Genomic DNA, 16,753 nt, shown 5'->3' with positions numbered 1-16,753 from the left:
ACCAATTTAGCTTTATCGCTACTCAAGTTTTATTAAGAAATTGTTAACTTGAGGCTCCAAATCCAAATAAAAGGCCAGGTACAATGTTGCAGAGAGATATTTTAGATCGTAGGAAGTTAGCTAAACGGTTACCGGGTTTCGGCCGGTATCTGTTAACCGCAATACTTGTTTTATGTGTTTTTTCTAAACTTCATGCACAAATAAACGGCCGGCATTTTAGAAATATTTCTGTCGAAAAAGGTTTATCACAAAGCACGGTATTTGCCATTAAACAAGATACTTTAGGTTTCATATGGATAGGAACACAAGACGGGCTTAACCGCTACGATAGTAAAGGCTTTAAAGTTTACCGCCCCGTTAAGTCAGATCCGAAAAGTGTACAGTCTTATTATACGCGTACCCTTTTTATCGATCATACCGGAAGTTTGTGGGTAGGTGGCAATCAGGGTGTAAGCCGTTACAATTATGCTACTGATAGTTTTACCAATTACAAACTGCCCCGTAGTTTAGGCGAATGGTATGTTTCCTCTATTACTGAAGATCCACAACATAATATCTGGGCTACCTCTGTCGTTGGGGGTGTTTTTAAGCTGACTGCGGGCGAATCGCAGTTTAAGCAGGTTAATTACGACTCTTTTAACACAGGCATTAAAAGGGTGGTATATGTTGGAAGCTGGAAACAAAACATTTTAATCGGTACCGAAGTTGGCCTTTTTAAAATGACCGGTCCGAAAAATAAACTGGTAAAAATTGATCTGGGAACCGATAAACCCGCCATTAACGATGTATATATTGATGGAGATGTTTTTTGGGTAGCCACCGAAGGGGATGGCCTGATTCAATACCATTTCGAAACCGGAGAAAAGAAAGTTTTCATGCACTCGCCGGGGGGTAAGAGCATTGCCGATAACAATATCCGCTGTGTTGGGAAAGATACCGATGGAAATATCTGGCTGGGTACTTTTAAGGGACTGACTATTTTCGACCTCAATACCAACACTTTAGAGAATTATTACCACCAGATTTCTCAACCTTATACCATCAGTCAGAATTCGGTGCGCTGTTTTTTTAAAGATAAACAAAACGGGATCTGGCTGGGTACTTTTTACGGCGGGATTAACTATTATCATAAAAACGATATCAAATTTAACCTGCTCAGCCAGAATACAGGTAGGTTATCGTTAAATGATGAAGTAGTAAGTGCTATTAAAGAAGATTCGAAAGGTAATTTCTGGATCGGGACGAATGATAAGGGCCTGAATTATTGGAACAGGGCCACCAATAACATTAGTTATTTTTCCAATAACGAGAACAATGCCAACAGTTTAAGTGCAAATAACATCAAAGCCATCGCTTTTGATAATGATCAGAACCTTTTGGTGGGCATGCACAACGGTGGATTAAATATCTTAAATCCGAATACCGGTAATGTAAAGCGGTACCGCCATAGCGAAAATGATCCGAATAGTATAGCAGGCGATCTGGTTTATGGCATATTGAAAGATTATAAAAACCGGATCTGGATCGGAACACGCTCGGGCTTAGATCAGTTTAATCCCCAAAGTCAGACTTTTACACATATTCATTTAGACAAGGCAGGGAAAAGGCCCAGTTCAGATGATATTACCTACCTTTTTGAAGATAGTAAACATCGGATATGGATTGGTACCACCAATGGCGTTACGCTATTTTATCCGGATAATATGTTATTTGGTAATGATCTCAATAATCAGCTTCGCGATGATGTAATTAGTTGTATTACAGAAGATAAGAAGGGGAGGATATGGATTGGATCGAGAGAAGGACTGATTTTATATGATGAGAACCAGCAATCGTTTGTGACCTATAAAAACCGGAAAGACTTTATAAAAGGCACCATTTATGGTTTGCAGCCCGATAATGAAGGCAATATCTGGGTTTCTACCAACAGGGGGCTCATCCGTTACAACCCTGAAGCGAAAACTTCGCAAGCCTTTGATGAAACTGATGGCTTACAGAACAACCAGTTTAACGATTATGCTTTTTGTAAAGCCAGTGATGGCATGTTATTATTTGGCGGGATTAAAGGGCTTTCTTATTTCTACCCATCGAGTATTAAACAACAACCCTTACCTTTAAAATTAACTTTTACAGGCCTCGAGGTGTTTAATAACAGTGTAACCAGTGGCGATGAAACCAAAATACTCGAGAACCATATCGATCAAAGCACTCAACTCGAATTTGCGGCAGAGTATAAACAATTTACCATCCATTTCAATACCTTCAATTATATCTCGGCCAACAGGACCAAATACCTGTATAAATTAGATGGTTTTGATAAAGACTGGCAACATACCGAAGATTTAAAAATAACCTACAACAACCTGAGGGCAGGCAGCTATAACTTTTTAATTAAAGCAGTAGGGCCAAATGGTGAAGCCAGTGCAGTAAGGACCTTGAAAATCATCATATCACCACCATGGTATAATGCTACCTGGTTTTATCTGTTTGTTTTTATCGACCTCGTAGGCGCCAGTTATATTGCATACAGGATTATTGATCAAAGAATTAAGGCCTTACACCAGCTTAAACTAGAACGGATTGATAAAGAAAAGGTACGTTATATCAACCAGGTGAAAATGGACTTTTTTACCAATGTATCGCACGAGTTAAGAACGCCGCTTACGCTTATCCTGGCGCCGTTAGAAGAGTTGATTAAAAAGCCTTCAACGGATAAAGTGATTACGAAACGGCATGAAATGATGTTGATCAATGCTAAACGTTTGTACAACCTTGTTGACCAGTTATTCGAATTTAGAAAAACAGAAACCGGTACCAGAAAGCTAAAGGTTAGCAAAAGTGATATCGTAAGTTTTATCCATGAGGTTTACGAATCATTTAAACCACTATCGGATAAAAATCAGGTACAATATACCTACCATTCAAGCGAAGCAAAATTATCTTTCTATTTTGATAATGATGCAATGGAGAAAATATTGTTCAACCTCTTATCAAACGCATTTAAATATACCGGTGCACATAATAAAATCAGTGTTGAACTATCTACGCAGGATAATTTTGCCATTATCACCGTTACCGATACGGGCGTGGGTATTTCAGAAGATGATATTGCAAAGGTTTTCGATCGCTTTTATCAGGTGAATAACCAGGAAATGAATTTAGGTTCGGGCGTGGGTTTAGCCTTTACCAAAAGACTGATAGAACTTCATCACGGATCGATTAAAGCAGAAAGCGAACTTGGCAGGGGCAGTAAATTTACAGTTTCCATCCCGATGGCAGATGCCGTTTACCAGGAGGATGTAAAAACCGAAAATATGCGTTACGAGCTTTCGATCGTACCCGAAGAAGAGGCTATAGCCGAAAATAACCTGATGTACGCCGATCAATCTTTAACAATAGGTCTTAATGAAAACGACGGACAAAGAAGTAAACTGCTTTTGGTTGATGATAACAAAGAAATTTTAGACTACCTGCAAGATTATTTTAAAGAAAGTTATGAAATTACAATAGCTTTTGATGGTAAAATGGCATTGGATATTTTAGAGAACGAGCAGTTTGATTTGATTGTCAGTGATGTGATGATGCCCGAGCTGGATGGACTGCATTTTTGTAAAAGGCTGAAACAAAATATTAATACTTCCCATATTCCGGTGATCCTGCTAACCGCTAAAACAGAAGTAAACCAGCAAATTAAGGGTTTAGAAATGGGTGCGGATGATTATATTACCAAACCATTTTCTGTGGAGATGCTTGGCGCTAAAATTGCCAGTCTGTTAAAATCGCGCAAACGGTTAAAAGAATATTATGGCGGAAGTAAAGAGGTCGTTCCTCAAAATTTAGCATTTAATACATTAGATGAAGAGTTTTTGAAAGAAGCCATAGCGATTGTAGAAAAGTACCTGGCCGATTCTGATTTTTCAGTAGATAAATTTAGCCGGGAAATTGGTATGAGCCGTTCCAATTTATACCTTAAATTTAAAGCAATAACCGGCGAATCGGCAACCGATTTTATTAAAAGAATCAGATTTAGTAAAGCAGTTGAACTGATGCAGAGCAAACGATACACCATCGCGCAAATTACCTATATGTGTGGATTTAATTCTCCTTCTTATTTTTCGACTGCATTTAAACAGTATTACGGGTGTATGCCCAGCGAATACTTAGCCAGAGAAGATGAAATGGAGCGTTAGGATAGATGACAGCGAATTTTTGGTGCAGCGATAGGTTGAGTGGTATCATCCGATAATTATCAGATGACAGGCTTTTTCAGACCAACTAAACATCTTACAACGATCGCTATTAGTGTGTGCTTTATTGCTAAGAGTCCTATCATTTGGCCACATGTTTTAATTTGGGTTTTTATGCATTTTGCTAAGCAACTTTGATAAAGTAAGGGTGTTACCGAAGAACGCCGTCAATCCCAAGTGGCAGAAAAATCAAAAAAACAGTTGCAGATTAGAACAAATGGTACTACCAAACCTTAAACGCAGTGGTTTTGTGTTCATATCGCTGATTTAAAGCTTTCAGGGGAATTGAACACAAAACAAAGTGCTGCTGTTTTTTTGATGAGCGTGGATGGTGAGGAGCCACATTGCTGGATTGACAAAGCGCTTTGGGTACTTTGGCGCTCCAAAGTACCATGCCCCCGCGGCATAGAGCGGAAAAAAATATCTCTAAACTATGGCTTAATTTAATAGCATTGAGATGATACAAGCATATGATTTGTAAAGAACTAAATCTGCTCTTGAAAAGCTCAATAGCTATGCTTAACGATCTTGTTAGGCTAGCGATCTATTCCTGCGATACCTATTATTAAAACCATATTCACGGCAATTTAATAATTTGAAGGCCATAACACCTCTAAAATTTTCAGCTCTTTTGCATCAGCTGTAGCCGACTAGCACCCAGAACAATAAAAATTAGCACGTAAATGTTGTAGTAGCCTTATTACAAACGCACTCAAAATGTAAAAGTCAACTCGATTGAAGATTTTCTGCTTTATAAACTGCTCTTAAAAAATGCTATTTCATTAACAAAAAATTAATACCGGAGAATTTTGAAGGAATAAATCTGTTCATTTTAGATTTTTAAAAATTGTAATAATCTGATTTTTAAATATTTACCTGTCCATCTTTTTGAAATCACTTTGTATTGTTGATTTGTGTTTTTCGGGATTCACTGCATATAACTTTATCAAAAAAGAAATTCGCTTTTTGGCATATGTTAAAAACGCTAATACGCTAAACAACAATAACTAATAAAAATTAAGCTGCTCAATTAGCAAAAGTTAGATCAGCTAAAATACTGTTAATATCAGTTAATAACTAAGTGGTTTTATGTTTAGTATAAATTAACTTTGTTTAGTATTTATTTGCTATTTAAGAGTGCCGGTAAGAACCGAACCACCTCTTTTTTTTGAGCCACAGCTGTAACCGACAACACATCCCAACAAACAACCAAAACAAACCCATAACAAAAAAACTATGATTAAAATTTACTTTTCCAAAATGTCATTCACAAATGTTCAGTTAAGCAATGCAAAAGTTGTAGGCCGGATATTAATGATAAACGAGCGCCTTTCTTAGTGAAACATTAAACAGACGGGAGATTATGGCATTACAAAATCCCGGCAATTAACCGCCGGTCTTAATCTACACAATCAAAATTTTTAATACTAAATTTTATTTAAAATGGTTAAAATTTCTACAAGCACTATAGGTGTCTTGTTTTTATCTGTTTTTGGAATTTCTATGGCTTTTGCCAGCCCAGCCAGGGAGACTGTTATGGGTAATCGTTACCTGATTCAACAGCAGGATACCACAAAGAAAACCAAACAACTGGATACCATAGGAGAGATGATGAAATCCCTCCTCAGGTTCAATAAACTAAAGGATACCCTTGATGTAGCGAGGTCGAAAAATGTTCCAAACCTTTCCTTGCAACAAATGGTAAAGGGCAATTTGGCTGGTGTTTATGTACAGGAAACATCTGGTGAGCCCGGAACCGAACAAAGTATGATCGTTCAGGGACCATCATCATTATTATTCAGTAAAAAAGATAGGTATGCATTACAGCCAGCTGTTTATTTAAATGGTGTGCCGCTTGCACAGGATCATCCCTTTGCATACGATGTGCAAAAATATGATTATACCCGTATCGGCCCGGCGAATAACCTTTTATCTCAGATTAACATCGATAATATTACGTCGATTGTGGTGATTAAAGATCCATATGAATTGGCTAAACTTGGTCCGAATGCTGCAAATGGTGCCATTTATATTACCACAAAAGGAGCAAGGAGTGGTAACCGCGATATTAGTTTTAATTCGTATTACGGTTATGTAACCCCTCCGGCCATAGCACCCACCAATGGTGTTTATGATAATAACTTCAGAAGGCCCTTCTATCAGAAATATGCGAGCACAGCAAATTACAATACCTATGCCAGCTATTTAAGGGATTCTACTAATCTGGATTATTTCGGGCCATCAAACTGGGACAAACAATATTATCAAACATCACCCACTTATAATGCTAACCTGGGGATTACCGGTGGTTCTGAACGCGCTAATTTTAGGTTTTACGGTGCGGCAACTCAAGATGCCGGGAATGCCGATAATACTAAACTTGGCCGTTATAATTTATCAGTTGGGATCAATATGGCGCCATTTAAATGGTTAACGGTATCGAGTGCCATAAACGCAATCAGGTTAGACCGTAACCGCAATCGCAGTTTACGCGACCGTTTTGCCGAAACACAGTATATTCCCGATTTATCTAATCCGCTATCACCTAATTCTGATAGCTACGGTGCTTACCTGAACATCGTAGATGGCAGTACCGATCTGAATAGAACCACCGGGATAAATGGTAACCTTATTTTAAATGCAAAACTTAAGCGCTTAACCTTAACAACCTCCTTGCTTGGCGACTATACTGAAGGCATCAGAGATGTTTTTTTACCTTCAACACTATTGGCGGGAATCAGTTATGTATCTAATTATTTTGGTTACAACCAAAGGTTAATACTCGATAACCATGCTGCTTATCAATTCGATTTAGGCAGCACTAATCATCAGTTAAAGGTTGATGTTGGACAAACATTTCAATCTGATACCTATAAATATAATTACGCCAGAGGTTATAATGGGCCAAATGATTTTATTAAAATTATTCAGGTTAACGGTAACTCAAACGCAGGCGATTATTTAAATGCTTACGGGGATTTTTATGTTTTCAGGTTTTTAGACAAAGAGCGCAGTAGTTTGTTCTCGCTTTATGCAAGTGGAGAATATAAATATAAAAACCTTTTTAGTTTTGATGCCATTTTGCGCCGCGATGGTTCATCGAACGGACAGCCAGATAGCCGCTGGTTATTTGCACCCTCATTTAGTGGTACCTGGAGCATTAAAAATCAGTTTTTATCAAAGAACACTTTCTTCAATGCCCTTGATCTGAATGCCGGATGGGGTCGTACCGTGCGTCCGTTTGTTGATGACCGTTTTGCCGCAGGTCCGCAATATACAACTGTTAATGGCTGGGCAGATGAACCTACCTTGCCAGGTTACGGTACCTTTATCGGCGTTGCCCGTCCATATGGAACAGGTTATGTAGGTTACAATATTCCTTTACCAATTTCTGACAGGACCAACCTTACCCTTTCTGCTACCATGTTAAAAGGGAGGTTAAGTGCTGCTGTCAGCGTATACAACCGTGATGATAAAAGGCAGGTGATTAACTTACCGGTACCACAGGAGTTAGGTTATATTACCGAGTATAAATCAGGTTTAACCATCAATAACCGTGGCGCCGAACTCTTAATTAATGGTACACCTGTACAAAATAAAAATGGCCTTAGCTGGTCAACAGGTTTTAACATCAATTACAATAAAAACAAAATTGGCGCATTACCTAATGGTTTAGAGGAGCTGATTTATCAGAACAATAAGTTAAAAGTTGGGGCATCATCCAGTGCCTATTGGTTGTACACCAACAGTGGCATCTACAATACCGATGCGGAGGTGCCTACCAATCCGGCAACTGGTCAGAAAATGACCTTTAACGGTATTACTTTAAAAGCAGGTGATCCGAGATGGGTTGATTATAATAATGATTACCGCATTGATATAAATGATAAAGTAATTACCGGTGATCGGTTGCCAAAAGTTATTGGTGGCTGGAACAACACTTTCAGTTACAAAAAAATCGATGTTAATTTCAATGTGTTTTTTGCGCTTGGACAAAAAGCAATAAACCAGTATGATGCCGCCCGTTACGATTTTATTAATCGTGAGTCTGCAAATAACATTAATTCAGTTAGAGAAATTACCGCATGGCAATCATTCGATAATGCTAAAAGCTACCCGATTTATAATCCTTTCAGTTCTGTAGTGCCTTATCGTGAAGATCAGGACCTGTTCTTAGAAAATGCCTCCTATGCTAAACTGAGATCGGTAACCATTGGCTATGATTTTAGCGGTATGCTTAAAAAGAAATCTACAATTAAACGGGCTTACTTATATGCCACCGGAACAAACCTGCTTACCCTTACCAATTTTTCGGGAGTAGATCCGGAGCTGGTAAACTATAACGGGATGTACGATGGTGCAAATATCACGATCCCTAAAACATTTGTATTGGGCTTTAAACTTGATTTATAATCGATAGTAAGAAATCATGACATTTAATTTAAAACATAACAGCATTTACCACAAAAGTGTGATTGCTTTTACGCTGATCCTGGTATTGCTTGGTGGTGCATGCAAAAAGATTGATGACACACAATCTACCAGGTTGCAGAAAGAAACAGATTCGTGGAAAACCATTGATGATGCCAAGGCCAATTTAATCGGCATGTATGCCTTAATGCGGAATGCATTGGCCTCAGATAACGGCCACTGGTTAATGGGCGATTTAAGAAATGGCGATTTCGCATCAACCAACCGTGCAGATTTGCAGGCCATTGTAGAAGGGAGATTGAACGCTTCTTATCCTGTAATTAATAGCCTAACCAACTGGAGAAGATTTTACGCCGTAGTAAATGCCACAACGATATTTATAGAGCGTTCATCGCAAATTGTGAAATCTGACAACAGATACACTCTGGCAAATAACAATGTAGATATTGCCCAGGCAAGAGCTTTACGTGCTTTTGCTTATTTCTATATGGTACGGATCTGGGGCGATGTGCCATTGCTGACCACTACTCATGATGGTGATTTTATTAAAGCCCCGAGAGCTTCTAAAGAAAGAGTATTATCGTTTTGTAAATCAGAATTACTGGCTGCTGCACAGGTTGTACCTTTTAGATATGGCGGTACTGACGTAATTCTTCCGGGTGCCTACTATGGCCTAACGGTAAGCACCGATCCAAATTGGTATGGTACATTAATGACCCGAATTTCGGTTTATTGCTTGTTGGCACATGTTACCGCCTGGCAGCAAAATTACCTGGAAACAGATATCTATACCAAGTTTGTATTGGATAATTACACACAGCTGGTAGAACCAGGGGTTACCGATTACAATTGCAGATACCTGACGATTAATGAACTTACGCTAAATGTGCGTACCAATGAAACGCAGCAGGTTAATCCATTTGCCTATAAACGTGCCACCCAGTTAGTTGGTTACTCTTTTGAGTATGGCTATGGCTATTCATCGGCCAACGGGCATATTGAGCAGTTAACCTTAGCTGCACCATTTGTACCTAAGGCACAACCGGAGATTTATGTCCCTAAAGATAGTATTCGCAAAATTTTCACAAACCCATTAGATCTGAGGTTTAGTGTTGATCCACAAACGGGCTTATACAGAGAAAATTATTTTACGCAGTATGGTACGCAGCGCCCGATGTTCAGTAAAGTGAAGATCATTGAGGCGGTGGCGAATACCAGCGATTACGCCGTATTTTCTTCAGCAGTATTATTTACAAGATTAGAAGAAATCACTCTGTTAAGAGCAGAAGCACTAGCCGTAATGGGCCAGAGAGATAATGCAATTGTCGCGCTAAACAAAGCTGCAGCATTAAGAGGTTACATTCCGTTTCCTGATGGTTCCACTAAAGATTTAATTAACGAAATTTTTGCTGAAAGAAGAAGAGAGCTGATGGGAGAGGGCTGGAGATGGTACGATTTAGTCCGTTACAACAGGATTAAGCGAACCAATGGAACTTTCATTACCAAGAACGGACAGCCTTTAACTTTTGCACAGGCCGAAAGCGCAGGTGCCATTTACTGGCCGGTTTCGCAGGATGTAATCAATGCCAACCCAGGCATTACACAAAATAATTTCTGGCAATAATCTAGCATATCAATGAAATTAAATATCAAAATAAAACACTTGTTAATAGTGGCGATGACCTGCCTGATTTGGTCGTCGTGTAAAAAAGATTCGCCATACCGCGATTATGAGAATGAGGTAACGGAGTTTAATGGCAATGTGATTCAATATCTCGAAACCCAGCCCGCTACATTTAGTTCGCTGTTGGTGGTATTGAACAGAACAACTGCTTTAAAAACAGCACTTACAGAGAGCAAGGTGACGCTTTTTGCACCGACCAACGATAATTTTGCAGCTGCCCTTTATGAGCTTAACCAGCTTAGAACCGAACAGAATAAAACTCCGGTAACCTTAGAGAATGCTGATCTGACCGAATTAGAGATCATGATGGATAAGTATATCATCACCGGTAGGAACACGACTGATTTTTACAAGCCTTTCCTTGATGGTTCTTATGCAAGTTCAATCAAATTTAACTATCAGATGCATATTCAATATCAAAAGCAAAATGCATCTGGTTATCAGGGCGGCGGTCCGGTAACGGTTACTTTCTCCGATCCGAAAAATCTGACCGTAAAAACCAACTGGCAAAGAAGCGTAACGAATGCTGTAAATATCAAAACCAGTAACGGTATCATTAATATTTTAAGCCCAACACACATTTTTGGCTTTGGCGATTTTACCACCAAATTAAACAAATAACGCAATGAAATTAGTTATATATAAATCAAAGTTATTTTATCTGTTATTGCTGTTGGTAATAGTGATAGCAGGCTGCAGAAAAAACCTGCCAGATGATGCACTCTCGCTCAGTAAAGATACGCAGTTTACCAAAACGGTATACGAGCCGGTTTTAGGCCGTAATAATTTGTTTAGCGGAAACTTTAACGCGGGCACATCATCCTTACCCTTAAATTTTAAAATTGTGAACATGAGGAGGTTCAACGGCGAATCTGCTCCTGAACTGAACGATTATTTTCCGGTTAAAATCTGGAAACAAGCTTATGATGGTAATGAAAAATCACTTGCAGAAATAGAAGCTAAAAGAGGGATAGAAAACCATAAACTTTTCGAAATCAGAGAACATTCAGGTCAGTTTTTGATGTGGGATGCTGCTAAATCAGATTTTGTAAAATCGCAACCAGATTCGGGTTATGTATTCGATGTAGAAATGTCTAATTCAGGCGGTAAAAGATATTTTCAGAAAATGAGGTTGAGACCTTTCAGAGAAAGACCTTACGAGCCGTCGAATTTTGATGCAGTTACCGGACAGGAGGTAAGAACCTCTGTTAATCCATCGGTAATCAGCAATATCCGTGGCGAGCGCACCAACCGTTTTTTGGGTAGCTCAGATGTACAGGTATTGTTTAATAAAGTTACAGGAGGTCCTGGAAATACCATTTCTTTCAAATTTGTCGATACACTTTTCCGTACCATCGATCCCAATAAATTTGCCACCACACAATGGGAAAACGTTGTACATGGTTTTAACATGGTCAAAACATCCGAGAAAGTGACCTATCAGGTGGCTTATCCTATCCCTTTAAACGATTATCCAACCCGGTACACCACAAGTTCGGGCGCACAGGCGAGCTCTTTATTCAGGTTCGAGCGCATTGGTTTTGGCAATATATTACAAAAATCAATCATAGGGTTAAACTATAATATTTACGAAAAGGGCGACTGGGAGATCATCTTCTGGTTTAAAACCGAGAAACCAAAATTTGTTAACGACTAATGGAGACAGGATTAAAAACTAAGCAAAATATATTCATGATGAGATATTTTTATGCAATCGTAATGGTGCTGCTGATGGGTTTATTTAACCAGGTCCACGCACAGGAAAAAATTGCGGTTACTGGTAAAGTAATTGATGCCAGCTCAGTAAAAAAAGAAACAATTCCGGGTGTAACCATTATACTCGTTGCTAGCAACCAGGTTATCGGACAAACCGATAACGATGGAAATTTTAGGGTAACGGTAGCCGGAAATGCCGAACTGAAATTCAGTTATGTTGGGATGGCGCCCATTACAGTTAAAGTAAACAACAGACGCAATATCAACATTACTTTAGAGCCATTAAACAGTACCTTAAAAACAGTTGAAGTGGTTTCTGCAGGTTATGTAACCAAAACCAGAACATTATCTACCGGATCAATCGTGAAAATTTCTGGCAGTGAAATTCAGGGCCAGCCAGCAGGCGATGCCATTTCGCTGCTACAAGGTAAGGTAGCCGGTTTAAACATTCAGAATAATACAGGTGCACCTGGTTTCAGGGGCTCAGTTCAGGTACGTGGTTTATCCAATATCAACGTTAGCGGATCGGGTAACAGTGCATACTTAACGCCAACATCTCCTTTGTATGTAATCGATGGGGTGCCGGTTGATGATAACGCCACATTCTCTTACGGTTTCCAGCAAGCGGGCCCGGGTACTTCGCCTGCCTCACAGATTCCGGCTGAAGATATTGAAGAGATCCAGTTACTAAAAGATGCTGCGGCAACCGCATTATATGGTTCGCGTGGTGCTTATGGGGTAATTTTAATCACCACTAAAAGAGGTAGTTCTAAAGTGCCGGTAGTGCGCTATCAGGGTTCTGCATTTTTAAGCACTGTACCACAGTTAAGAGCGGTAATTGGCGGGGTAGAAGAACGTAACATGAGGTTAAGACAGATTATGCAATACGATTCTACCTACTACCATGCATTGGGTACCATTAATGCGGTAGATTTCCTTTCTGATAGCTTAAACGCTTATTATAACAACTCTACCAACTGGCAATCGTATTTCTACCGCCCAACCTATAACCAGAATCACAACTTATCCATTTCCGGTGGAGATGTGGCCTTTAACTATAAGGTTGCTTTAGGTTTATACGATGAAGATGGTGTACAACAAAATACAGGCTATTCGAGGTATATTTTAAATACCACCATGACTTACAATCCCAGCCGTAAGTTTAAAATTTTAGGTCAGTTAAATAATTCGGTGCAGCGACAGCAAACCGGAAGTGGTAATGGTATTTTTAATACCGGGGTGGCCACAGGAGGGAGTTCATCTTCTTTATTACCGCCACCATCTTTGTACTCGTCGGTAAACCAGGTACAGGGGGCTACAGAAAGCGATAACGATAACAAGACCTTAAACACCTTTGCTGTAGTACAGCTGGATTATGAAATATTAAAGAATTTTAAAGCGAGTACCGTAATCAACTATACAAACATTACCGGTACCAGGGATAATTTTGTGCCAGCTTCGCTTAATGGCGGTTTTGCTAATTTTTATTCCTACAATGACCGTTCTACCAAATTGTACAACAGAAGTAGTTTGAGTTATGTGTATACCATAAATGATAAGGCCAATGAGCCTGCACACAATTTTAGTGTTTTTGCCTTTACCGAAATCAACAGCTCTAATTTTAAAGCAGATGCCATTTTAAACGATCGTACCGTAAACAGCTTTATCCGCGGGCCAATTACCCACAATCCGGCTTACAACCAAACTTTAGGGGGAACGTTAGATAATTTCAGCGATTTCAGATCAGTAGGTTTTGCAGGTCAGTTTTCTTATAACTATAAACAGAAATATGTAATCGATTTCAACTACCGTGTGGATGGAACTTCTACCAACGGGCCATTGGCCGGTTATGTAAAAAATCCATCTGTTTCCGTAAAATGGAATTTCGATAAAGAAAACTTTTTAGCTGGAAACCGCTGGTTGGATTATGGCGATATCCGTTTAAGTTATGGTAGTAACATCCAGCCTAACGGAAGTATTTATGATGTGTACGGAAGATATTTTGGTGGCGGTACCTACAGCAATAACCAATCGGTGGTGATAGATCTGAGCCGTTTACCCAACCTGAGCTTAGAGCCAACTAAAAATACGACTTTAAATGCCGGACTTGATTTTAGCATTTTCAAAAACAAATTAAACTTCAGTTTCGATACCTATTACAAACAGGTTGATAACATTTTCCGTGAAAAAGGAATTGCTAATATCAACTCTTTCTCAAATGTAACTACGGTAGAAACCAGTAATGTGAATTATGGCTGGGAGTTTCAGGTAAACTCCAGACCCTTAAACCCAAGTAGTCTTTTCAAACTTAATGTTTATGCCAACTTAGCCATCAATAAAGAAGTTTTGGCAGCACTACCTGATGGTGCAAGGCAATTGATTGCATTGGATCCGGATTTTGCGCAAGACATTTACTACCGACTGGGAATTAACTCGCTTTCCAATTTCCTATACAATACCAAAGGGGTTTATAACAGTACTGCCGATGTACCTTTCGACCCAATGACTGGTAAACGTTACAGAACGGGTGGTACTGGCATCAGGAACTATTTTAGGGCTGGCGATCCGATTTACACGGATTTAAACGGAGATTATATTTTAGATGCGAATGATCGGGTAGTTGCAGGTAACTCCCAGCCACAAATTACCGGTGGTATAGGCGCATTATTAAACTATAAAAACTGGAGTGTTGAAGTAAACGGATCATTTACCCTGGTAAGGGACATATTGAACAATGCATTAGCAGCACAGTTCAGAAACTTTAATAATCCTACAACGCTTGGAAATTTAGTGCCCTTATCGCAATACAGCTATTGGACCGGGGCAGGCAATAACGGAACTTATCCGAATCCGCTTGATTATACCAGGGCTTCCATTATCGATCCATTCCGTTACGGGCAAACACTCTTCCAGGAAGATGGAACTTATTTTAAGCTGAACTCCATTAAGCTTTATTATACTTTAAACAAGACTTTTTCAAGCAAGTTCGGAATCAACCGTGCTAACGTATATGTTACCGCACAAAACCTTGGCTTTTTAACCAATTATTCTGGCCCTAATCCAGAGGCCGTAACGGCACTTGGTCGCGATAGCTCTGGGGGTTATCCTTTGAGTAAACAATATGTACTAGGTCTAAACCTCGAATTTTAACCGGAAAATCGATATGAAAAAAATTATCTATATAATATTTATAGCCATCATCAGCATTGCTGCGCTGAGCTGTAAAAAGTTTTTAAATGTTACACCGATAGATAACCTTTCAGGTAATAATTATTGGCAAAATGAAGCCGATGTAGAAAAATTTGTAAACGGCATCTATATTAAATTAAGAAGCAGAATACTGAATAATGGGAGCACATTTTATACTTTTGCCGATCTCAGGTGCGCACCGGTAATCAATTCTGCTAATATTGCTGGTTTTACCAACTTCATCAATAATGATTTAAAGGGCGCTATTGCATCAACAAACGGCAATTATTACTTCTATAATTTTAAAGCGGCAACCGAGTGGAAATCTTATTATGATGTAATTGGCAGTGCAAACCTGATGGTAAAAGAGGTAAGTGAAATGCCCAACTCGGCCATTTCTGATGAAAGCAGGAAAAGATATATGGCTGAAGGTATTTTCTTACGAAACCTTTGCTATTTCTTATTGGTGAGAATGTATGGTGATGTTCCGTATTATACTAATGCCTATAATGATCAGCCTTTAGGCAGAACCAATCAGATTTCCGTAATGAAAAACTGTATTGCTGATATGGCAGCAGTTAAAGATGATTTACCGGTAACCTATGTTGATGCCAGCCAGGTAGGTACAAGGGCCATGCGTGGTGCGGCACTAGCCTTAATTATGCACATGAACATGTGGGCTGCCGGATTTGATAATGGCATTAAAACAGCTTATTACGAACAAGTTGTTAAATGTGGACAAGAACTCAGCAGTTATGCCGATTATGGTCTGCTGGATTATACAGTAGATAACAATAAAAAGATTTTCAAAGGCAATACCAAAGAAAGCCTTTTCGAAATTGTTTCGAATGCGAATTATGGAGAGGTACTTTCTCAGTATGATAACCCATCGGTCTTCTTCTCTAAATACCCATTCCGCGGAACGGTGACCACCACTACCTCACAAATGTATTACAGCGTAAAGTTTATGCAGAAAGTATTTCCTGCAGGAAATGGTGATGTACGAAGAAACCTGTGGTTCGAAAATGCCGATATAGGCAACAATACTTTTCAGTTGAAAAAGTTTTCCAACACCTATCCGAGTGGTACAAACAACACCATTTCGCATGACGATAGCCGCATTATTTTCCGTTTGCCAGATGCATTATTGTTAACCGCAGAAGCGGCGGCAAATTTAGATGATAATACTACCGCACAAACCTTTGTAAATAAAGTAAGGGCAAGGGCGCAGGCTATTCCTTTCAGTTCTATTGGCGATCAGTTAAAAGACGATATCTATTACGAACGTGTAAGAGAACTGTTTTGTGAGGGGCAGTATTTCTACGACCTGGTACGTACCAAACGAATTTTGGATTCTGAATATTCCGATCACCCGATAGGTGTGGCTGATTTTAATGCAGGTGCCTGGACATGGCCCATCAGCGAATCAGCCCTGGCGAACAATCCTAATATGACTTTAAATAATTTCTGGAGATAAACTTAAAGA

Annotated in this window: 7 protein-coding genes; all 7 read left to right on the top strand. The window is 39.2% G+C overall.

The window, feature by feature from the left end; genetic code table 11:
- Positions 1-83: 83 nt before the first annotated feature.
- Positions 84-4,190 carry a hybrid sensor histidine kinase/response regulator gene (locus CA265_11210; protein ARS40190.1) on the top strand — a complete coding sequence of 1,369 codons (4,107 nt, stop codon included), beginning with the start codon at positions 84-86 and terminating at the stop codon, positions 4,188-4,190.
- A gap of 1,500 nt (positions 4,191-5,690) precedes the next feature.
- Positions 5,691-8,660 carry a hypothetical protein gene (locus CA265_11205; GenBank protein ID ARS40189.1) on the top strand — a complete coding sequence of 990 codons (2,970 nt, stop codon included), beginning with the start codon at positions 5,691-5,693 and terminating at the stop codon, positions 8,658-8,660.
- A 16-nt stretch (positions 8,661-8,676) separates the two neighbouring features.
- Complete coding sequence (locus tag CA265_11200) at positions 8,677-10,302, top strand: hypothetical protein (protein ARS40188.1); 1,626 nt, start codon at positions 8,677-8,679, stop codon at positions 10,300-10,302.
- Positions 10,303-10,314: 12 nt separating this feature from the next.
- Complete coding sequence (locus CA265_11195; GenBank protein ARS40187.1) at positions 10,315-10,983, top strand: hypothetical protein; 669 nt, start codon at positions 10,315-10,317, stop codon at positions 10,981-10,983.
- Positions 10,984-10,987: 4 nt separating this feature from the next.
- On the top strand, positions 10,988-12,019 hold the full coding sequence (locus CA265_11190) for a hypothetical protein (protein ARS40186.1): 1,032 nt from the start codon (positions 10,988-10,990) through the stop codon (positions 12,017-12,019).
- Positions 12,020-12,057: 38 nt separating this feature from the next.
- A complete protein-coding gene (locus CA265_11185; GenBank protein ID ARS42962.1) occupies positions 12,058-15,228 on the top strand; it encodes a hypothetical protein in 3,171 nt (1,056 codons plus the stop codon).
- A 13-nt stretch (positions 15,229-15,241) separates the two neighbouring features.
- Positions 15,242-16,744 (top strand): hypothetical protein, encoded by a 1,503-nt coding sequence (locus tag CA265_11180; protein ARS40185.1) that lies wholly within the window; start codon positions 15,242-15,244, stop codon positions 16,742-16,744.
- Positions 16,745-16,753 lie beyond the last annotated feature (9 nt).

It is taken from the genome of Sphingobacteriaceae bacterium GW460-11-11-14-LB5, from assembly GCA_002151545.1.
Lineage (GTDB): Bacteria > Bacteroidota > Bacteroidia > Sphingobacteriales > Sphingobacteriaceae > Pedobacter.
Note: the sequence above shows the minus strand (reverse complement) of the source record. Positions and strands in the feature narration are given on the sequence as shown.

Bases quoted from the DNA above. Each gene is read 5' to 3' on its own strand.
- CA265_11210 (ARS40190.1), top strand. From the start codon at position 84: ATGTTGCAGAGAGATATTTTAGATCGTAGGAAGTTAGCTAAACGGTTA.
- CA265_11205 (ARS40189.1), top strand. From the start codon at position 5,691: ATGGTTAAAATTTCTACAAGCACTATAGGTGTCTTGTTTTTATCTGTT.
- CA265_11200 (ARS40188.1), top strand. From the start codon at position 8,677: ATGACATTTAATTTAAAACATAACAGCATTTACCACAAAAGTGTGATT.
- CA265_11195 (ARS40187.1), top strand. From the start codon at position 10,315: ATGAAATTAAATATCAAAATAAAACACTTGTTAATAGTGGCGATGACC.
- CA265_11190 (ARS40186.1), top strand. From the start codon at position 10,988: ATGAAATTAGTTATATATAAATCAAAGTTATTTTATCTGTTATTGCTG.
- CA265_11185 (ARS42962.1), top strand. From the start codon at position 12,058: ATGAGATATTTTTATGCAATCGTAATGGTGCTGCTGATGGGTTTATTT.
- CA265_11180 (ARS40185.1), top strand. From the start codon at position 15,242: ATGAAAAAAATTATCTATATAATATTTATAGCCATCATCAGCATTGCT.